We start from the raw sequence: 18,679 nt of genomic DNA, 5'->3' as shown, positions 1-18,679 counted from the left end.
ATCTTGTGCAGCATGGTGCTTACGCGATGCGCTCGCGCAGCTGCATGCGCAGGCCGACCGGCGACATCGTAAAGGCCATCAGCTCGTCCGGCTCCTTGCCGTCCACCGTGTCCAGCGTAGCGATGTCGAAGCTGCTGAGCAGCATAGAGCCGGCCAGTTTGATTTCCAGCAGCGCCAGATATCGCCCAGGGCAAGTGCGCACGCCGGAGCCGAACGGCATCGACACATGCTTGTCCATCGCGCCGTCGCCTTTTTTCAGCCAGCGCTCGGGATCAAACTGGTCGGCCTGCGGCACGTGGCTTTCGCTGACGCTGTCATGGCGCATCACGCACCATACCAGGCCGCCCTTGGGAATCTGCACGTCGCCGATCACGCTGTCGCGCAAGGCTTCCAGCGGCAGGAAGGGCGCCACCGGTTTCAAACGCATGGCCTCCTGGGCGCAGGCGTCCAGGTAGTCCAGCGCATCCATTTGCTCGATGGTGAAGGCGGCCGTGTCGGGCGCGATGCGCAGCACTTCCTCGCGCGCCTTGCGCAGCGCGGCCGGGTTCTTTTGCAGCAGGTACAGCATCCACGCCAGCGTGTTGCTGGTGGTGTCCTCGCCGGCCAGCAGCAGGGTGGTGACGTTGCCGGCCACGGCGACATCGTCGACGCCGCTGTCGCCTTCGTCGGCGGCGCAGATCATCGCTTCGAGCAAGTTGGCGGGACGTTCGCGCCGCTGCGGTTCGGCAGCCAGACGCGTGCGCGCGGTGGCGATCAGTTCGTCGACCGCCTTGTCCAGTTCCCTCCTGCATACGTCCAGCCTGCGGTCGCGCGGCAGCTTGACGTAGCGCCAGTAGGGGAACAGCGCGAACGAGCGGCGCGACACTTCCGGCAGGATCGCATCCATGTGGCGCTGGATCACGTCCTCGCCGCCGTCGATGGTGTTGACGTCGCTGCCGAAGGCCAGGCCGGCGACGACGTCGACGCTGAAGCGCTTCAGGTCCTCGGTCAGGTCGATCGCGCTGCCATCGCGCGCGGCCTGGCGCCAGCGCCGTTGCAGCCGCAGGCCGACCGATACCAGCGAAGGAAAGTAGGCCTTCACCGCATGCGGCGCCAGCGCGGTCATCACCATGCGGCGCTGGTTGCGCCAGGCTGCCCCTTCGGCCAGGAACAGGCCGGGGCGGCCACCCATCTCGTTAGACACCTCGGCCGTGATGGAAGGGCGGCGGAAGCCGTCCGGCCGGTCGCGCAGCGCGGCGTTGACCAACTCGTGATCGGCCAGCACCACCATCGGTACCGGGCCGATGTTGATCTTGAACATGGACCCGTAGCGCTTGCTCCATTCCTCGACGCTGCGGTGGATCTTATCGAGCTTCATGTTCGGCAGGTTGCCCATCAGCGGCCAGGGGCGCGGCCCCGGCAGGCTTTCGATGGTGCGCAGCTGGTGGGCGGCTGGGGCGGTGATCGTGTGTTCCATGGCGGCTTCCTTGAGTGACGATGCCTCACTATGCCGTGCCGCCGCCGGCGCGTATTGAACGTTTGCGACAGCTTTGGTATAAACTTTACAAATGTCCAACACCGAACCTTCCCTGACGCGTTTGATCGTGCCGCCTTTCGCGCTGGCCTCCTGCGTGCGCGCCTACATCACGCGCAGCACGGTGGAGCAGCCGCTGACGGATCCGGCGGATCGCTTCAATCACTTCCCGGCCACGCCGCATTGCTCGATCACCTGGTTCATCGAGGGCGAGGCCGAGGTGGTGCAGCCGCCCGGGATACCGAAGACCGAAGTGCGCGCCGTGTTCGTCGGCCCGCAGACGCGGCCGATGGCGACCTACAATCCGGGGCCGGTGCGGATACTGATGGTGATGTTTTATCCGCAGGCCATGCATGCGCTGAGCGGCATCGACGTGCCGGCCTGGGTCAATCGCTGGGATGATGTCGGGCAGGTGCTGGGGCCTGAGTGGGGCGCGATGTCCGAGGCGTTGCTGGCCGCGGCCGACGATGCGGCGCGGCTGGCGGTGCTGGAAGCGTTCCTGGCCCCGCGCTGGCAGGCTGCGCGTCCCGGCGGCCCCGCTGCGACGGCGAGCGACTGGGTGCGCCACCTGGCGTGGCAGGTGGCCGATACCGCGCTCGGTCGCGGCGTGCGCAGCATCGAGCGCCACATCAAGGCGCGCGCCGGCCAGCCGATGCGCAAGCTGCTGCGCCTACAGCGCGCCGAGCAATCCTTCTTCGACGCCCGCGACGAGTTCCTGGCGGGGCGGGTGGTGTGGTCCGACGTGGCCGCGCGCGGCGGCTATTCCGACCAGGCCCACCTCTGCCGCGAGGCGCGCGAGATCACCGGCCACAGTCCGCACGAACTGGCGCGCATCATGAAGTCCGAAGACGAAAGCTACTGGATCTACCGCATCTGGACCTGACCCCGGGGTTAAAGTAGCGTGCCGCCCCAGGCGGCCGGATCGACGTCGGCGATGGTCTGCGTGAAGGTCCACACATGCCCGCCCGGATCGGCCACCGAATACTGCCGCTCGCCGAACGGATAGCCGGTCGGCGGACTGAGCGAGCGCGCCTTGGCGGCCATGGCGCGCTTGTAGTGCTGGTCGATGTCGCTGATGCGCACCATGATCGAGTGGCAGGGATGGGGGCAGGGCGGCGCCGGCGCGGGCCGCTGCGCCACCACCACCGCGCCGCCGCCGCCGGCGATGTCGAGCTGGATGCGGTGGTCGCCGATGCGCAGCCGCTCGCTGAAGCCGAACGCCTCGCACAGCCATTGCGCCGCCACCGCCACATCCTGGTAGTGCAGCACCGGGATCACCATCACGTCCTGGATCGAACGGTTGGGCGCCAGCTGCGTCATAGGGTGCCTCCGCAGGCGCCGCGCACCAGCGGGAACTCGATGCGCTTGAGCGCGCCGTTGCGCATGCCTTCGATGCTGGCGCGCAGCGTCGCCGGCGCTTCGTAGCGGTAGATCACGCGCTGCGGAAAATCGTGTTCCAGGTTTTCAAACACCACTTCGGTGGCGCCCAGCGCGATGGCGCCGAAGCTGGCCGCCGGCTTGCCGGCCGGCTGCGCGTGGAACACCGCCTTGCCGTCGCCGCCGTCGGCGATGCGCATGAATTCATACGTGACCAGCTTGCCGCCCTTGACGGTGCGGCCCATGCCCAGCATGGAGCCGCCGGCCAGCGTGGTCCACTGCTCGCCGGACCCGGCCTCGCCGCCCGGGTCGACCCAGCAGCCGCTCAGCCAGGACAGCTGCTCCAGCGGCGCCGCGTGGACGGACAAGATTGCGCTACAGGCTGCCAATAAAACGGTGACTTTGCGCATGGTGATCCTCGGTGTAGACGTTTATCGTACGGGGATTTTCTGCTTCAACTCTTCCCAGGCGGTGGTCAGCAGGCAGGTGATCAGCAGCGCGCTGTACTCCCAGCCGCCGGTGCCCGGCCCGACCACGAAGAAGCCGTTGTGGCGGTGGAACAGGATGATGCCGGTGGTGTAGATGATAGTCAGCGCGGCGCACACCGGCAAGGTAAATATGCCCAGCGCCAACAGCGCCGAACCCAGTGTCTCGACCAGGTTGACCGCATAGGCCAGCAGGGTGCCGCTGCCGGCCGGGAAACCTTCCTCCTCGAGGATCTGGCCCAGGATGGGGCTGCTTCCCTCGTAGAAGCGGTAGGCGCCGTGGGTGAACAGGATGGCGCATAAAACCAGGCGCAGCAGGTCGGTGCCGGCGCTGGCGCGTGCAAAGATTTTCATCGTAGGTCTCCGAAAATATTATTGTTTTTGCATGGCTGCGGAGGCACTCTAGCACAGGCGCGCCGCGCGGCATATCAGGCCGGCAGCAACACTTCGGTGCGGTTGCGGCCGTTGCGCTTGGCGAGGTAGAGCGCGCGGTCGGCGGCGCCGATCAGCGCTTCGATCTCCACCGCCGCATCGACCTTGCGGGTGGCGAGGCCGATGCTGATCGTGACCTGCCGCGTCTCGCTGCCGTTGCGCTCGTGCGGGATGGCCAGCTCCTGGGCGCGGGCGCGGATCGCCTCGGCCATCATGGTGGCCTGCTCGACGTCGGTCTCCGGCAGGATCATGGCGAACTCCTCGCCGCCGTAGCGCGCCATCAGGTCGCACGGGCGCTTGAGCATGGCCGCCAGCGCGGCCGCCACCTGGATCAGGCACTGGTCGCCCTTCTGGTGGCCGTAGTAGTCGTTGTAGGCCTTGAAGTGGTCGATGTCTATCATCAGCAGCGACAGCGGCGTGCCGCCGCGCTTGGCGCGCCGGTGCTCCTTTTCGATCGCCACGTCGAAGTGGCGGCGGTTGGCGATGCCGGTCAGGCCGTCGGCGAAGGTTTGCGAGCGCAGCACCATGGCCTGCTCGCGCAGCAGTTTCTCGCGGCCGACCGCGATGCTGACGTCGTTCACCTGGATCAGGCAGTGGCGCGGCGCGCCTTCGATCGCGATCGGCGTGATCTCCACCGCCTGCTGGATGCGCTCGTTGCGGGCGGCCGCCACCGGGCTGGCGTACAGCGCGAACGGCGCCTTGTTGAGCGTTTGCGACAGCAGCGAGGGGAAGTTGTTGTACAGCGCCTGCTGGATCGCCGCCTCGACCCGGCCGCCGCGCAAGCCGGGGCAGACGGTGAAGAAATCGGCGCCGAGCACCTTCTCGTGCCCCAGGCCGGAATACTTGATCATCCAGGAATTCCACAGCACGATGCGGCGTTCGTTGTCGAGCACGATGGCGCCCAGGTTCACCGTGCACAGCACGCTGTGCAGCAGATGCAGGCGGTGGGCTTCGGTCAACGGACTCATCATGCCTGGCCCATGGCGCGGGCGATGTAGAGGTTGATCTGCTCCTTCAGGTCGTGCAGCGCCGAGACGTCCAGCACGAAGGCGACGTAGCCGTGGATCTGGTGCTTCTCCAGCAGGAAGTCGATGTGCAGCATTAGCACCACGGTGTCGGGCAGGCTGCCGGAGGCGACCAGGATTTCATCGCTGGTGCCGATGTGGTATTGCGGCAGCGAGCCGTGCAGCTCGTGCTGGAAGATGTTGGCCAAGGTGCCGACGCAGGAGTTGAGGATGATGTTGCCGATCTCGCACATGGCCTCCTGCTCCATCTCGGTCAGCTCCTTCAGCGGCACCGATTCGCCCACCATCAGGCGCACGATCTCCAGGCTTTTATCCTCGGGGAACATGAGGATGGCCTCGGTCGCGAACGCGCCCTCGTAGTGCTGGCTGACGCCGCAGATGCTCTCGGCCTCGGGCGACTTGCCGTTGAGCAGGCGGGCGGCCTCGGTGCGGTTGATGAAGCTCACCGACGGCACCGACATGCGCACCGCTTCGTTGACGATGGCGCTCATCGAGGCGGCCGCCTGGCCGACGCCGATGTTGAAGATCTCGATCAGCGCGTCGTTTTCCAGTTCGGACAGGGAGAACATGATCAGACCGCTTCCAGCGTGGACAGCAGCTGCGCGATGCGCGCCTCGGTGATCGGTTTTTCCATGAAGCCGATGCCGAGCTGGGTGGCGCGGTCGCGCGTGGCCGATTGCACATTGGCCGTCAGCAGCGAGATCGGCACGGCGGGGAATTCCTGCCGCAGCAGCTCGGCGGCGGCGATGCCGCCCATGCCGGGCATGTTGACGTCCATCAGGATCAGGTCCGGCGGCGTGGCGCGCGCCTTGAGCAGCGACTCCTCGCCGGTGCCGGCTTCCTCGACGATCCAGTCGGCATGCAGGCCGGTGATGTACTGGCGCGCCATCAGGCGCGAGACGCGGCTGTCATCGACTATCAAGACTGTTTTGGTAGGCGTCATGTCTCATCCCCGGCGATCGTTTTTAGGACCTGCGTGACGACCATTCTCGCATATCCCGCCCCGTCGCTGGCAACCATCGTTGCGTCGCCGCAGCGCTTGTGCCAGTCTGCGACACCGGCGCCGGATTGGTGTTGTCTAGGCGCAATTTTTGGCCGAAAACGGTGGCGGACAGGGGCGATCCGTTAAAATAGCGGAATTGAATTCCCCTCTCTCTCTTATAGAAACATCATGACCCAAGACGAACTGAAACAAGCCGTAGCCCGCGCCGCCATCGAATACGTGGTGGAAAACGAGATCATCGGCGTCGGCACCGGCTCGACCGCCAACTTCTTCATCGATGAGCTGGCCAAGATCAAGCACCGCATCAAGGGCGCGGTGGCCTCGTCCGAAGCGACCGCGGCGCGCCTGCGCGGCCACGGCATCGAGGTGTTCGACCTCAACGACGTGCCGGAAATCGCCGTCTACATCGACGGCGCCGACGAGATCACCAATGCCGGTGCGATGATCAAGGGCGGCGGCGCGGCGCTGACGCGCGAGAAGATCGTCGCCTCGGTGTCGAAACAGTTCGTCTGCATCGCCGACGGTTCCAAGCTGGTCGAGGTGATGGGCAAGTTCCCGCTGCCGGTGGAAGTGCTGCCGATGGCGCGCGCCTCGGTCACCCGCGCGCTGGCCAAGCTGGGCGGCACGCCCAAGCTGCGCCTGAAGCCGGGCACCGAGGAAGCCTTCATCACCGACAACGGCGGCATGATCATCGACGTGGCCGGCCTGGCGATCGCCGATCCGGTGGCGCTGGAGCAGCAGATCAACCAGATCGTCGGCGTGATCGCGGTCGGCCTGTTCGCCGCGCGCGGCGCCAACGTCTGCCTGCTGGGCATGGCGGACGGCGTCAAGACGCTGAAATTCTGATGAGCCGCCGTCCGCTGGTCCTGCTGGTGTGGGCGGGCGCGCTGTTGGGCGCTTCGGTGCTGAGCGGCTGCTCGGGGATGCCGTCGTTTGGCAAGTCGCGCGACGAGCAACCTGCGCCGCGCAAGCCGGCGCCGCGCACCACGGCCGACGACGGCACGCCGCTGGGCTATGTGGACGGCGTCGAAATCCAGAAAGTACCGTTCCGCGCCGGCGTCTCGTCGGCGACGGTGGAAAGCCTGGCCAAGCAGCAGGGCTGCACGGGCGGCTGGGGTGCGGGTTTGGTGAGCGAACCGGGACCGGTCGAGGTGTATCGCATGACTTGCGAAAACGGTAAAGTTTTCATGGCGAAATGCGAACTGAAGCAGTGTAAAGCGATGTAAGAATTACACGCCGGCAGCAGGCGCCGCCGGCGGTTCCAGCCAACTTACTCGGCCGGCGGCACGTAGCCCATGGCGGCGTCGGCGCCGTCGCCGAAGAAGTGTTTCTCCATCTGCGTCGCCAGGTATTTGCGGGCGCGCTGATCGGCCAGGTTCAGGCGGTTTTCGTTGACCAGCATGGTCTGGTGCTTCAGCCAGGCCGCCCAGGCTTCCTTGGAAACCGATTCATAGATCTTCTTACCCAGTTCACCCGGATATGGTGGAAAGTCCAAGCCCTCGGCTTCCTTGTTGAGTTTGATGCATTGAACGGTGCGGGCCATCTGTGTTGCTCCTAAAGCGGTAGGTAAAACGAGATTATAAGGTCTTAATCAAAACCTGGGATTTGCGCTGCCAGTTATACATGCGCTGGCGGTCCTTCGGCAGGGCGTCCACGGTGGACGGCACGAAGCCGCGCTTCTGGAACCAGTGCGAGGTGCGGGTGGTCAGCACGAACAGCTTTTGCACACCGATGGCGCGCGCGCGGTTTTCCATGTGCTTGAGGATGCGCTCGCCGTCGCCCTGGGCCTGGACTTCCGGGTTGACGGTCAGGCAAGCCATTTCCGCCATCTTCTGTTCCGGGAACGGGTACAGCGCGGCGCAGCCGAAGATCACGCCATCGTGGTCGATGACGGAGAAATAATCGATCTCGCGCTCGATCAGCTCGCGGCCGCGCTTGACCAGCGTGCCGTCCGCCTCTAGCGGTTCGATCAGCTTGATGATGCCGCCGACGTCCTCGATGGTGGCCTGGCGCAGCGATTCCAGGTTCTCGTGCGAGATCATGGTGCCCACGCCATCGTGGGTGAACAGCTCCAGCAGGGCCGAGCCGTCCATCTCGAACGGCACGATGTGCGAGCGCTCGACGCCGTTGTCGCAGGCCTTGACGCAGTGCTTCAGGTAGAAGGCGGTGGCATCCGGCAGGAAGCCCGCCTGCAGCACGGCTTCGGCCTGGTGCGAGGACAGTTCGCGGATTTCGGTGCCGCCGGCGTCGGTCATCATCGGGGTTTCGGTGATGAAGATCAGCTTGTCGGCGTGCAGGGCGATGGCGGTGCTGCACGCCACGTCTTCCATGGTCAGGTTGAAGGCCTCGCCGGTCGGCGAGAAGCCCAGCGGCGACAGCAGCACCAGGCCGTCCGAGCCGAGGATGGAGTGGATGGTCTCGGCATCGACCTTGCGGGTGATGCCGGTCAGCTCGAGGTCGACGCCGTCGATCACGCCCAGCGGACGGGCGGTGATGAAGTTGCCGGAAATGATACGGATGGCCGCGTGCGACATCGGCGTGTTGGGCAAACCCTGGCTGAAGGCGGCCTCGATATCGAGGCGCAGCTCGCCGGCGGCCTCCTTGGCGCACTCCATGGCGGCGATGTCGGTGATGCGCAGGCCGTTGTGGAAGCGGCCCTCGACGTTACGCAGGGCCAGCTGCTCGGCCACTTGCGGGCGTGAGCCGTAGACCACGGTGACGTTGATGTCCAGCGCGTGCAGCAGCGACAAATCGTGCGCCAGCACTTGCAGCGCGCCGGCGCTGACGAGTTCACCAGGGAAGGCGACCACGAAGGTCTTGCCACGGAAGGCGTGGATGTACGGCGCGACTGAGCGCAGCCATTGGACGAATTGGGTAGGGTTTTCCATTAGCCGCATTATAATTCGGTGCGCGACTTCCGCGCCAAAACCTTTGTAAAAAACAATGTCAGAAGCCAGCAACAAGTCTAAAGGCGCGTCCAGCACGCCCGCCAGCACGCAGAACGCCCCCTCCCGCACTCCGCAAGCGCCCAACGCCCGGCCAGGGCAGGGCCAGCCACGCCCGCAAGGGGAGGCGCGCCCGCGCAGCGGCGAACCGCGTCCGGCCGGCCAGCAGCAGCCGCGCGGCCCGCGCCCGGAAGGCGGCTCGCAAGGTGGCCAGCAGCGGCCGCAGCAGCGTCCACCGCGCGCTGATGGTGCGCCGGCGCAGCCAGGCCGTGGTCCGCGCCCGGAAGGCGGCCAGCAACCGCGCGCCGCGCGCCCGGCCCGTGCGCCGCTGCCGGACGGCGAGGGCGGACTGATTGCGCCGCCTCGTCGTGAGCCACGGCCTCGCCTGACGCCTGAAGAACAGGCTGCGCGCGATGCCGAACGCGCGTTCCGCAACCCGCTGCCGCCGATTACCTACCCTGAAGACCTGCCGGTCTCCGGCCGCCGCCACGAAATCGCCGAAGCGCTGCAAAACAGCCAGGTCATCATCGTCTCCGGCGAAACCGGCTCCGGCAAGACCACGCAGCTGCCGAAGATCTGCCTGGAACTGGGCCGCGGCCAGAAAGGCCTGATCGGCCACACGCAGCCGCGCCGTATCGCCGCCTCGTCCACCGCCAAGCGCATCGCGCAGGAGCTGGGCACGCCGTTGGGCGAAACGGTAGGCTTCAAAGTCCGCTTCGCCGACACGCTGACCAAGGGCGCCTCCGTCAAGCTGATGACCGACGGTATCCTGCTGGCCGAAACGCAAACCGACCCGCTGCTGCGCAACTACGACACCATCATCATCGATGAAGCGCACGAGCGCAGCCTGAACATCGATTTCCTGCTTGGCTACCTGAAGCAGCTGCTGCCGCGCCGCCCGGACCTGAAGGTGATCATCACCTCCGCGACCATCGATGCCGACCGCTTCTCGCGCCACTTCGGCACGCCGGAGAAACCGGCGCCGGTGATCGAAGTCTCCGGCCGCCTGTACAAGGTGGAAGTGCGTTACCGCCCGATCGAAAGCGATATCGTCAATCCGGCCGTGGCCAACGCCGAAGGCAAAGGCCAGCGCACCGCCGCCGCCCGCGAAAAGCGCGACCTGATGGACGCCGTGATCGACGGCGTCGACGAACTGTCGCGCCTCGGCTCCGGCGACGTGCTGGTGTTCCTGCCCGGTGAACGGGAAATCCGCGACGCCGCCGAAGCCCTGCGCAAGCACCATCCGCCGCACGTGGAAATCCTGCCGCTGTTCGCCCGCCTGTCGGCTGAAGAGCAGGAGCGCGTGTTCAAGCTGACCAACGCCCGCCGCATTGTATTGGCCACCAACGTCGCCGAAACCTCGCTGACGGTTCCAGGCATCCGCTACGTAGTCGACGCCGGCCTGGCGCGCGTGAAGCGCTACAGCTACCGCAACAAAGTCGAGCAGCTGCAGATCGAACCGATCGCGCAATCGGCGGCCAACCAGCGTGCCGGCCGTTGCGGCCGCGTGGCCGACGGTGTTTGCATCCGCCTGTACGAAGAGCAGGACTACCTGCAACGGCCGAAGTTCACCGAACCGGAAATCCTGCGTTCGTCGCTGGCCTCGGTCATCCTGCGCATGAAGTCCCTGCACCTGACGGACGTGGAGACCTTCCCGTTCATCGAACCGCCGCTGGCGCGCGCCATCGCCGACGGCTATCAGCTGCTGCAGGAACTGGGCGCGGTCGACGAATACAACCAGCTGACGCCACTGGGTAACAAGCTCTCCAAGCTGCCGCTGGATCCTCGCGTAGGCCGCATGATCCTGGCCGCGCTGGACAACGTCTGCCTGAACGAAGTGCTGATCATCGCCTCCGCGCTGTCGGTGCAGGATCCGCGCGACCGGCCGATGGAGCACCAGCAGGCCGCCGACGAGGCGCACAAGAAGTTCGCCGACGAGAAGTCCGAATTCCTCAGCTATATCAAGATCTGGAAGTGGTTCGAAAACGCGATTGAGCACAAGAAGACCAATCGCCAGCTGATGGACAACTGCCGCACCAACTTCCTGTCGCAGCTGCGCCTGCGCGAGTGGCGCGACGTGCACTCGCAACTGCTGACCATCGTCAAGGAGCAGGGCTGGCGCATCAACGAAACCCCGGCCACCTACGAGAACCTGCACCTGGCGCTGCTGACTGGCCTGCTGGGTAACATCGGCTTCAAGGGCGAGGACGAGCCGGGCGCCGGCTACCTGGGCGCGCGTGGCATCAAGTTCAATATCTGGCCGGGCTCCTCGCTGCTGAAGAAGCCTGGCAAGTGGATCATGGCGGCCGAACTGGTCGACACCACGCGCCTGTACGCGCGCTGCGTGGCGCAGATCCAGCCGGAGTGGCTGGAGAAGGTTGGCGGCCACCTGCTGAAAAAATCCTGGGGCGAACCGCGCTGGGAGAAGAAATCGGCGCAGGTCAGCGCGTCCGAACGGGCCACCCTGTACGGGCTGGTGGTGTACAGCCAGCGCCGCATCAACTACGGTTTGTTCAATCCGACCGAGGCGCGCGAGATCTTCATTCGCGATGCTCTGGTCGGCGGCGACTACGAAACGCGGGCGCCGTTCTTCGCGCACAACCACAAGCTTATCAAGGAGATTGAGAACCTTGAGCATAAGTCGCGCCGTCTCGACGTGCTGGTGGACGATGAACTGATCGCCGCCTTCTACGACAAGCTGATACCGGCCGATGTGGTCAACGGCGCCGGCTTCGAGAAGTGGCACAAGGATGCGACGGCCGCCGAGCCGAAGCTGCTGTACCTGAACCGCGATGAGTTGATGCGCCACGAAGCGGCAGGCGTGACCACCGACCTGTTCCCGAAGATGATGTCGGTGACGGGGCTGGAGATGCAGCTGACCTACCACTTCGAACCAGGCAGCGTGCGCGATGGCGTGACCATGGCGGTGCCGCTGTTTGCCTTGAACCAGCTGCCGCGCGAGCGCTGCGAGTGGCTGGTGCCGGGCATGCTGAAGGAGAAGGTGCACCTGCTGCTCAAGTCCCTGCCGCAAAAGCTGCGTCGCCATTGCGTGCCGCTGCCGGATTACGCCGCCAAGTTCTGCGAGCGTGTGCATGAAGCGGGTGTGTTCGGTCGTGGCGATTTGATCGACGCGATCATCGCCGATATCCGCAAGCAGATCACGATCTCGGTGTTGACCAGCGACTTCAAGCCGGAAACGCTGGCGGCCCACCACTTCATGAACTTCAAGGTGATCGACGAGCACGGACGCCAGCTGGAGATGGGCCGCAACCTGGCCACGCTGCAAGCGGAATTCGGCACGCAGGCGCGCGAGAGCTTCCAGAAGATGGCCGAGTCGTCGGGCGGCCAGGGCGTCAGCATGCGCGCGCTGAGCAGCAGTGGCAGTACGGCGTCGTCTTCTGCATCGCCTGCGACGTCGGCGAAAGCTGGCGCACCGGCGGCGCAAGGCAAGGGGGCTCCGGCAGCCGCCGGCGCCGCGCCGACGGCCGCCAGCGGCATCACGCTGACCGGCCTGACCTCATGGACCTTCGGCGAGTTGCCGGAGCTGCTGGAAATCGCGCAGGGCAAGCTGACGCTGATCGGCTTCCCGGCGCTGGTGGACAAAGGCACGCACTGCGACCTGGAAGTGTTCGACGATCCGACCGTGGCCGCGCGCACGCACCGCATCGGCCTGCGCCGCCTGTTCTCCTTGCAGATGAAGGACCAGATCAAGTTCATCGAAAAAGGCATCCCCGGCTTGCAGCAGATGGGCATGCAGTTCATGAGCATGGGCACGCAAGAGGAGCTGCGCGAGCAGATCATCAACAAGGCTTTGGACATCGCCTGCCTGCAGGATCCGTTGCCGCTGGATGCGGCCAGTTTCGCCAAGCGCAAGGATGAGGGTAAATCGCGCCTGGTGCTGCTGGTGAATGAGATCGCGCGTCTGCTGTCGCAGGTGCTGACCGAGTTCCATGGGTTGCCGAAGCGCTTGCAAGGCTTGCCCGCGCAGGCGGCGGCCGACATGCAGTCGCAGTTGCAGGGATTGGTCAACAAGCGCTTCCTGTCGGAGAACGAGTACAGCCAGCTGTCGCACTTCCCGCGCTATCTGAAGGCGATGAACGTGCGCATCGAAAAGCTGCGTGGCGACCCCGCGCGCGACGCCAAGCTGATGGCCGAATGGCAGCAGGCGGCCACGTTGTACCAGCGCGCCAACAAGGACAAATCGGCCGGCAAGAACACCGATCCGAAGATGGTGGAATTCCGCTGGATGCTGGAGGAGTTGCGCGTATCGCTGTTCGCGCAGGAGCTGCGCACGCCGATGCCGGTATCGGCCAAGCGGCTGTTGAAAGTATGGGAGTCGATGCAGCGCTGATCGGCTGCCAATCGGCTGCTATGAGCGCTGGCGTACGCAGGTTGGAGCGGCTTTCGGGGTAGACTTTATCGCAACAGGAGATCATTGCGATGAAGAAAGCCGCCAGCAGTTTGTTGCGCACTTTGGTCCGCACGGGGAAGCGGCAAAGCCGTTCCGTCAGCAAGATCGTGACGGCGCTGTTCGCCGTCCCCGCAGCCGCCAAGCCTAAACGAAAACGCAAGCCGGCCGCCAAACCGGCTGCGCCCCGTGCGCGCGCCACGACGTCTGCCGCGCCTCGCACCACAGTCCGCACCGTTCCATCCACCGCCACGCACGTGCCGCCATCGCCGGGCAAATGGCTGGCCTCACACTTCAGCGCACCGCCAGGCGTCGGCAGGCCGGCGCGCCGCATGAGCTACTGGCTCTACCTGCCAAACAATCCGCCCGAAGACACGCAGCGCAAAGGCTTGCCACTACTGGTGATGCTGCACGGCTGCCACCAGACCGCGACCCAATTCGCGCAAGGCACGCGCATGAACCAGTGGGCCGAGCAGATGGGCTACGCCGTCCTCTATCCTCAGCAACTGGTCAGCGTCCAGGCGCAGCGCTGCTGGAAGTGGTACGACCGCGCCACGCAGGAGGGCGGTGGCGACGTCCCCGTCATCGTCGGCATGATCAACAAGGTGATGACGCAATACGCCATCGACCGTTCGCGCATCTACATCGCCGGCATTTCGGCCGGCGCTGGCATGGCCAACATCGTCGCGCTGAATCATCCGCAGTTGTTCGCCGCCGTCGGGCTGCATTCAGGCCCGGTGTTCGGCGCTGGCCACAACACCATCGGCGCGCTGGGCGTGATGCAGCACGGCGCCGCCACGCGGTCCGAAGCCGCCGCGCACGAGGTGATGATGCGCCACCCACAATTCCCCGGCATGCCTGCGATCCTGATCCAGGGGGAGGGCGACAAGATAGTCCGCCCGATCAACCAGCTCCAGCTGGCGCGCCAAAGCAGGCTGTTGAACCGACTGTCGACGGAGCCGAAGATCACCCACAAGCCGCAAGGGCGCGGCGGTCGCCACAATGCCCACCAGCTGCACGATTTTTACGAAGGAAGAAAACTGCTGCTGCGCGTCGCCCAGATCGCCGACCTGGAGCACGCCTGGAGCGGCGGCGATCCGGCCCTGGCCTTCAACGCCAAGGCCGGACCGGACGCCAGCAAGATGATGCTGGAATTTTTCTCACGCCACCAGCGCGTGTAGGCGTTACAGCAGAAACGCCAGCGCAGCCACGGCCGTCGGCGCCAGCGCGCCGGCCAGCAGGCCGATAGCGCCTATCGATTCATCCTGGAAGCCGCGCCGCAGCAGCGATACGCCGGCCGGATTCGGCGCGTTGGCGATCACCGTCAGGCCGCCGCCGGCCACCGCGCCGGCAACCAGCATGTATTGCGACTGCGCCGAAATCCCCTGGATCAGCGAACCGAGATAGGTCAGCGCGGCGTTGTCGGTAATCGCCGTCAGGCCAAGCGCACTGAAGAACAGCGCCACCGGCGGCAAGCTCTCGACGATGGGCTGCAGCCACCATTGCTGCATGCCGCCCAACACCACCAGCCCGGCCAGGAAGAAGCCGACCAGCAAGCCTTCCTTGATGATCAGCGGATTCTGGTAGCGCTGGTAAGCCTGCGTGAATCCCAGGAACAGCATGAAGATGCCGAGGAATAGCACCGGGTGATGACCCAGCACCACCACCGCCGCCAGGAAGACCAGGTGGATCGCGGTAACCGTCAACGGCACGGCCGGTGCGGCCTGGACTTCAGCCGACGGCGCGGCCGGCGCGCGCAAATGCTTGCGCAGCACGAAAGTGATCACGGTCGCGTTGATCAGCACCGCGATGGCAGCCTTCCAGCCGAAATGCGTGGCCATGAAAGCGCTGTCCCATTGCCAGGTGCTGGCCACCATCAACACCGGCGGCGCGGCGTAGGCAGTCAGCGTGCCGCCGATCGAGACGTTGACGAACAGGACGCCCAGCGCGCCATACTTCAGCCACTCCGGCATACCATCGCGGAACACGAGCGGCGCCAGCATCAGCGCGGCCAAGGTCATCGCGGCCGGCTCGGTGATCAGCGAACCGGTCAGCGGCACCAGCGCCAGGCCGAACCACACCAACGCCAGTTCGGCGCGCATCGGCAGCAGTTTGGCCAGCACCAGCAGCATGCGCTGCATGATGTCCAGCACCGGCCGCGAGGCCGCCACCACCATCACGGTGAACACGAACAGCGGCTCGGTGTACTGGCGCGATTCGGCGTATTGAATGGCGGCGTCGCCCCCGCTCAGCACTGCCATCGCGATTATCAGGATAAAGGCCCAGAAGCCAAACACCACTTCCACTTCGCCCAGCAGATGCAGCAGGCCCGCATGGCGCGGGTGGCGGTGCGACAGCACCTCGAAGGATTTGGCTGCGAAGGTGTGCAGCAGCGCCAGTCCGAACAGGATGGCGCCGACCAGTTGGATGGTTTGCAAAGGATGTCCTTGTTGAGTTGCCTGAACTACATGGTACAGCATGAGGCGCACGATACAGATTGGCCTTGCCAAAAACGCCAACAAATAGTACTGTGTATTTATACAGTATTTGCGGTAGAATCCGATTCACATCATGAGCCGATCCGCCACCCATTCCGCTGCCCTTGCTCCCGAAACCGTCCATCCATCGTTATGGCTGGCGTCGCAACTGGCGCACAGCGCCACCCGCTGCGTCGACACCGGCTTTGCCGCTTTGTCGGCGCAGTTGCCGGGCGGCGGCTGGCCGCTGGGCGTGCTGACCGATCTGCTGGTGCAGCAGCACGGCATCGGCGAGCTGCGCCTGCTGCGGCCGGCCTTGCTGGGTCTGGGCAAGCGGCCCATCGTGCTGCTGCAACCGCCGCATGCGCCGCAGGCGTTGGCGCTGGCGGCCTTGGGACTGGAGCCGTCGCAGCTGATCTGGATACGCAGCGGCGCCAAGAGCGGCGACGCCTTGTGGGCCGCGGAGCAAGTGCTGCGCAGCGGCTGTTGCGGCGCGCTGCTGCTGTGGCAAAACCATGCGCGCGGCGAAACGCTGCGCCGCCTGCATCTGGCGGCGCAAAGCGGCGACACGCTGTTCTGCATGTTGCGGCCCTTGGCGGCCGCGCAGGATGCCTCGCCGGCGCCGCTGCGGCTGTCGCTGCACACGGCGCCGGGCGGCATCAACATCGGCTTTGTCAAACGACGAGGACCGCAGCGCGACACCCCATTATTTTTGCCATTAACCCCATCGCTCTTACAACGCCATGCGCCTCTGGATCGGACTACACCTGCCACGGCTCCCGCTCGAAGTATTCTGCCCGCGCTGGTCGGATGACGGCTGCACGGTGGTGCTGGAGCAGGAACGGGTAGTGGCCATGTCGGCACTGGCGCGGCAGGCCGGCATCGACGTGGGCATGCGGCGCGGCGGCGCGCTGATGCTGGCGCCGCAGTCGCAGTTCCAGCAGCGCGCACCGCAGCGGGAGGTGGATGCGCAACAGGCGGTGGCGTTGGCGCTGCTGCAATTTACGCCGCAGCTGGCGCAGGCGGAGGAAGCCACGCTGCTGCTCGACGTCGGCGCCAGCCTGCGCCTGTTCGGCGGCATCCGCGCACTGTGCCGGCAGGTGGCGGCCAGCATGGAGACACTCGGTTTTACGGCCACGCTCAGCTGCGCGCCCACCGCGCGCGGCGCCTGGCTGCTGGCCCGCAGCAATGCCGGACGGGCCTTGACGATGGACGCGTTAGTGCGGCGCATGGACCGCTTGCCCAGCAGCCTGCTGCCTCCGGCTCGGCCCTACCTGAGCTGGTTGGAAGGCATAGGGTGCTTGACGCTGGGCGAGATGCGCCGCCTACCGCGTCCCGGCTTGCAGCGCCGCTGCGGACGGGCCTTGCTGGACATGCTGGACGATGCCTACGGCGAACGGGCCGAGATGCATCGCTGGCTGGAAGCGCCGGCCAGCTTCCGCGCCAAGCTGGAATTGTTCGACCGCGTGGAGAACGCCGAGGCATTGCTGTTCGGCGCACGCCGCTTGTTGCAGCAGCTGACCGGCTGGCTCAGCGCGCGCCAGTTCGCGGTCGAGCGCATCCGGCTGCTGCTGGAGCATGAGCGCGGCAAGGTGGCCGGTCCGCCGACGGTGATCGACATCGTGCTGGCCGAGCCGACCTGGCGCGACGAGCATCTGGTGCGCCTGCTCAAGGAACGGCTCGCCAAGCAGGCGCTGGATGCGCCGGTGATCGGCCTGTGCCTGGAAGCGCCGCAGGTGCAGGCGATGGCGCCGCCGAGCGATACGCTGTTCCCCGAACCGGGCGGCAGCAAGGAGGACTGGCAGCGCCTGCTGGAACTGCTGACCGCGCGGCTGGGACCGGACAACGTGCTGCAAGCGGCGCCGCGTGCCGACTACCGCCCCGAGCAGGCCAACGCCTGGGTCAGCGTGCAGGAAAAAATCCGTCCCGCCGACGCCCGCGCCCAGCTGCCGCCGGACATGCCCGGCCTGCCGCGTCCGGCCTGGTTGCTGGCCAAGCCGATCCCCTTGCTGATGCGCGACCACCGGCCGTTCTACGGCTCGCCGCTGAAGATCATGTCCACCGGCGAGCGGATCGAGGCCGGCTGGTGGGGCGCCATGCAAACCCGCGACTATTTCATGGCCGAAGGCGAGGACTTCGCCCACTACTGGCTGTACCGCGAGCGCACCGGCCACGAGGGGGAGCAGTCGGCGCGCTGGTATCTGCACGGTTTGTTTGGTTAAATAGCGTCTGGCATTATCAACGGGACAGCGCATGCGATCACAACGACAGGAATTCCTCGGCGCCGACGGCCAGAAGCTGGCAGCCCGGCTGGATGTGCCGGACGGCGACATCCGGGCTTACGCCTTGTTTGCCCATTGCTTCACCTGCGGCAAGGACGTGTTTGCCGCCAGCCGCATCGCGCAGGCGCTGACCGAGCATGGCTTCGCCGTGCTGCGCTTCGACTTCACCGGCCTGGGCGCCAGCGAGGGCGAATTCGCCAACACCAATTTCTCATCCAACCTGGCGGACTTGCTGGCGGCCGCCGCCTACCTGCGCGCCAGCCATAAGGCGCCCAGCCTGCTGATCGGCCACAGCCTGGGCGGCGCGGCGGTGCTGGCGGTGGCCGGGCAGGTGCCGGAGGCGAAGGCGGTGGTGACGTTGGCCGCGCCCAGCGATCCGGTGCGCGTGACCGGCTTGTTCAGCCAGCATCTCGACCAGATCGCCAGCGAGGGCGAGGCGCAGGTGCAATTGGCGGGCAGGCCTTTCCGCATCAAGCAACAATTTGTCGAGGATGCGGGCGGGCACAATTTGAAGGTGAAGATCGCGGGCCTGAAGCGGGCCTTGCTGGTGATGCACGCGCCGGGCGACGACACGGTCGGCATCAGCAATGCGATGGAGATTTTTACCGCCGCCAAGCATCCGAAGAGCTTCATCTCGCTCGACAGCGCGGACCACCTGCTGACCGAGCGCGACGATGCCGTCTACGTGGCGAACCTGATCGCGGCCTGGAGCGACCGCTACATGTGAGTCGA

The 18,679-nt window shown here is 65.9% G+C and carries 18 protein-coding genes; 8 read left to right on the top strand and 10 right to left on the bottom strand.

Annotation, left to right across the window (positions count from 1 at the left end; all coding sequences use genetic code 11):
• Positions 1-19: 19 nt before the first annotated feature.
• Positions 20-1,456, bottom strand: a complete 1,437-nt coding sequence (locus D0T21_RS14560) for a cytochrome P450 (protein ID WP_116990328.1) — start codon at positions 1,454-1,456, stop codon at positions 20-22.
• Positions 1,457-1,547: 91 nt separating this feature from the next.
• On the opposite strand from D0T21_RS14560, the gene D0T21_RS14555 reads away from it, so the two are divergent.
• Positions 1,548-2,396 (top strand): AraC family transcriptional regulator, encoded by an 849-nt coding sequence (locus tag D0T21_RS14555; protein WP_116990327.1) that lies wholly within the window; start codon positions 1,548-1,550, stop codon positions 2,394-2,396.
• An 8-nt stretch (positions 2,397-2,404) separates the two neighbouring features.
• Here the strand turns inward: D0T21_RS14555 and D0T21_RS14550 are convergent, their stop codons facing one another.
• From D0T21_RS14550 to D0T21_RS14525, 6 genes are all read right to left on the bottom strand, one after another.
• A complete protein-coding gene (locus D0T21_RS14550; protein WP_116990326.1) occupies positions 2,405-2,833 on the bottom strand; it encodes a VOC family protein in 429 nt (142 codons plus the stop codon).
• Complete coding sequence (locus D0T21_RS14545) at positions 2,830-3,258, bottom strand: DUF6265 family protein (protein ID WP_116990325.1); 429 nt, start codon at positions 3,256-3,258, stop codon at positions 2,830-2,832. Before D0T21_RS14545 ends, D0T21_RS14550 begins: the two co-directional genes overlap by 4 nt.
• Positions 3,259-3,321: 63 nt before the next feature.
• Entirely contained in the window at positions 3,322-3,729 is a 408-nt protein-coding gene (locus D0T21_RS14540; protein ID WP_116990324.1) for a DoxX family protein, read from the bottom strand.
• Positions 3,730-3,803: 74 nt separating this feature from the next.
• Positions 3,804-4,778 (bottom strand): sensor domain-containing diguanylate cyclase, encoded by a 975-nt coding sequence (locus D0T21_RS14535; protein ID WP_116990323.1) that lies wholly within the window; start codon positions 4,776-4,778, stop codon positions 3,804-3,806.
• Positions 4,775-5,401, bottom strand: a complete 627-nt coding sequence (locus D0T21_RS14530; RefSeq protein ID WP_116990322.1) for a chemotaxis protein CheC — start codon at positions 5,399-5,401, stop codon at positions 4,775-4,777. The genes D0T21_RS14535 and D0T21_RS14530 overlap by 4 nt, the downstream gene beginning before the upstream one ends.
• A 2-nt stretch (positions 5,402-5,403) precedes the next feature.
• On the bottom strand, positions 5,404-5,775 hold the full coding sequence (locus D0T21_RS14525; RefSeq protein ID WP_116990321.1) for a response regulator: 372 nt from the start codon (positions 5,773-5,775) through the stop codon (positions 5,404-5,406).
• 228 nt (positions 5,776-6,003) lie between these two features.
• Between D0T21_RS14525 and rpiA the strand changes: the two genes are divergently transcribed.
• Both rpiA and D0T21_RS14515 read left to right on the top strand, forming a co-directional pair.
• The gene (gene rpiA, locus D0T21_RS14520; protein WP_116990320.1) at positions 6,004-6,681 is read left to right on the top strand and encodes a ribose-5-phosphate isomerase RpiA; all 678 of its coding nucleotides are present in this window, start codon (positions 6,004-6,006) and stop codon (positions 6,679-6,681) included.
• Positions 6,681-7,061, top strand: coding sequence for a hypothetical protein (locus D0T21_RS14515; RefSeq protein ID WP_229211480.1), 381 nt, complete (start codon positions 6,681-6,683; stop codon positions 7,059-7,061). Before rpiA ends, D0T21_RS14515 begins: the two co-directional genes overlap by 1 nt.
• Positions 7,062-7,105: 44 nt before the next feature.
• On the opposite strand, the gene D0T21_RS14510 is transcribed toward D0T21_RS14515, so the two are convergent.
• Positions 7,106-7,378 (bottom strand): oxidative damage protection protein, encoded by a 273-nt coding sequence (locus D0T21_RS14510; protein ID WP_116990319.1) that lies wholly within the window; start codon positions 7,376-7,378, stop codon positions 7,106-7,108.
• A gap of 34 nt (positions 7,379-7,412) precedes the next feature.
• Complete coding sequence (gene argA / locus D0T21_RS14505) at positions 7,413-8,723, bottom strand: amino-acid N-acetyltransferase (protein WP_116990318.1); 1,311 nt, start codon at positions 8,721-8,723, stop codon at positions 7,413-7,415.
• A gap of 55 nt (positions 8,724-8,778) precedes the next feature.
• On the opposite strand from argA, the gene hrpA reads away from it, so the two are divergent.
• Together hrpA and D0T21_RS14495 are read left to right on the top strand one after the other, a co-directional pair.
• Positions 8,779-13,131 (top strand): ATP-dependent RNA helicase HrpA, encoded by a 4,353-nt coding sequence (gene hrpA / locus D0T21_RS14500; protein WP_116990317.1) that lies wholly within the window; start codon positions 8,779-8,781, stop codon positions 13,129-13,131.
• An 89-nt stretch (positions 13,132-13,220) separates the two neighbouring features.
• Positions 13,221-14,369: a PHB depolymerase family esterase gene (locus D0T21_RS14495; protein ID WP_199538470.1), complete on the top strand. Its 1,149-nt coding sequence runs from the start codon at positions 13,221-13,223 to the stop codon at positions 14,367-14,369.
• Between the two features lie 3 nt (positions 14,370-14,372).
• Here the strand turns inward: D0T21_RS14495 and D0T21_RS14490 are convergent, their stop codons facing one another.
• Positions 14,373-15,626, bottom strand: coding sequence for a putative Na+/H+ antiporter (locus D0T21_RS14490; RefSeq protein WP_116990316.1), 1,254 nt, complete (start codon positions 15,624-15,626; stop codon positions 14,373-14,375).
• A 133-nt stretch (positions 15,627-15,759) separates the two neighbouring features.
• Here D0T21_RS14490 and imuA point away from each other — a divergent pair, with 133 nt between their 5' ends.
• The 3 genes from imuA to D0T21_RS14475 are packed head-to-tail and all read left to right on the top strand — an operon-like array spanning position 15,760 to position 18,674.
• Positions 15,760-16,479, top strand: a complete 720-nt coding sequence (imuA, locus tag D0T21_RS14485; protein ID WP_116990315.1) for a translesion DNA synthesis-associated protein ImuA — start codon at positions 15,760-15,762, stop codon at positions 16,477-16,479.
• Entirely contained in the window at positions 16,409-17,887 is a 1,479-nt protein-coding gene (locus tag D0T21_RS14480) for a DNA polymerase Y family protein (protein WP_116990314.1), read from the top strand. Before imuA ends, D0T21_RS14480 begins: the two co-directional genes overlap by 71 nt.
• 31 nt (positions 17,888-17,918) lie before the next feature.
• A complete protein-coding gene (locus D0T21_RS14475) occupies positions 17,919-18,674 on the top strand; it encodes a S9 family peptidase (RefSeq protein ID WP_116990313.1) in 756 nt (251 codons plus the stop codon).
• Positions 18,675-18,679 lie beyond the last annotated feature (5 nt).

The organism is Duganella sp. BJB476 (genome assembly GCF_003416895.1).
In the GTDB taxonomy this organism is placed as follows: domain Bacteria; phylum Pseudomonadota; class Gammaproteobacteria; order Burkholderiales; family Burkholderiaceae_D; genus Rugamonas.
Note: the sequence above shows the minus strand (reverse complement) of the source record. Positions and strands in the feature narration are given on the sequence as shown.

What these genes read in the sequence shown, in the direction of transcription:
- D0T21_RS14560 (WP_116990328.1), bottom strand. Translation starts at nt 1,456, where the DNA reads ATGGAACACACGATCACCGCCCCAGCCGCCCACCAGCTGCGCACCATC.
- D0T21_RS14555 (WP_116990327.1), top strand. Translation starts at nt 1,548, where the DNA reads ATGTCCAACACCGAACCTTCCCTGACGCGTTTGATCGTGCCGCCTTTC.
- D0T21_RS14550 (WP_116990326.1), bottom strand. Translation starts at nt 2,833, where the DNA reads ATGACGCAGCTGGCGCCCAACCGTTCGATCCAGGACGTGATGGTGATC.
- D0T21_RS14540 (WP_116990324.1), bottom strand. Translation starts at nt 3,729, where the DNA reads ATGAAAATCTTTGCACGCGCCAGCGCCGGCACCGACCTGCTGCGCCTG.
- D0T21_RS14535 (WP_116990323.1), bottom strand. Translation starts at nt 4,778, where the DNA reads ATGATGAGTCCGTTGACCGAAGCCCACCGCCTGCATCTGCTGCACAGC.
- D0T21_RS14530 (WP_116990322.1), bottom strand. Translation starts at nt 5,401, where the DNA reads ATGTTCTCCCTGTCCGAACTGGAAAACGACGCGCTGATCGAGATCTTC.
- D0T21_RS14525 (WP_116990321.1), bottom strand. Translation starts at nt 5,775, where the DNA reads ATGACGCCTACCAAAACAGTCTTGATAGTCGATGACAGCCGCGTCTCG.
- rpiA (WP_116990320.1), top strand. Translation starts at nt 6,004, where the DNA reads ATGACCCAAGACGAACTGAAACAAGCCGTAGCCCGCGCCGCCATCGAA.
- D0T21_RS14515 (WP_229211480.1), top strand. Translation starts at nt 6,681, where the DNA reads ATGAGCCGCCGTCCGCTGGTCCTGCTGGTGTGGGCGGGCGCGCTGTTG.
- D0T21_RS14510 (WP_116990319.1), bottom strand. Translation starts at nt 7,378, where the DNA reads ATGGCCCGCACCGTTCAATGCATCAAACTCAACAAGGAAGCCGAGGGC.
- argA (WP_116990318.1), bottom strand. Translation starts at nt 8,723, where the DNA reads ATGGAAAACCCTACCCAATTCGTCCAATGGCTGCGCTCAGTCGCGCCG.
- hrpA (WP_116990317.1), top strand. Translation starts at nt 8,779, where the DNA reads ATGTCAGAAGCCAGCAACAAGTCTAAAGGCGCGTCCAGCACGCCCGCC.
- D0T21_RS14495 (WP_199538470.1), top strand. Translation starts at nt 13,221, where the DNA reads ATGAAGAAAGCCGCCAGCAGTTTGTTGCGCACTTTGGTCCGCACGGGG.
- imuA (WP_116990315.1), top strand. Translation starts at nt 15,760, where the DNA reads ATGAGCCGATCCGCCACCCATTCCGCTGCCCTTGCTCCCGAAACCGTC.
- D0T21_RS14480 (WP_116990314.1), top strand. Translation starts at nt 16,409, where the DNA reads ATGCGCCTCTGGATCGGACTACACCTGCCACGGCTCCCGCTCGAAGTA.
- D0T21_RS14475 (WP_116990313.1), top strand. Translation starts at nt 17,919, where the DNA reads ATGCGATCACAACGACAGGAATTCCTCGGCGCCGACGGCCAGAAGCTG.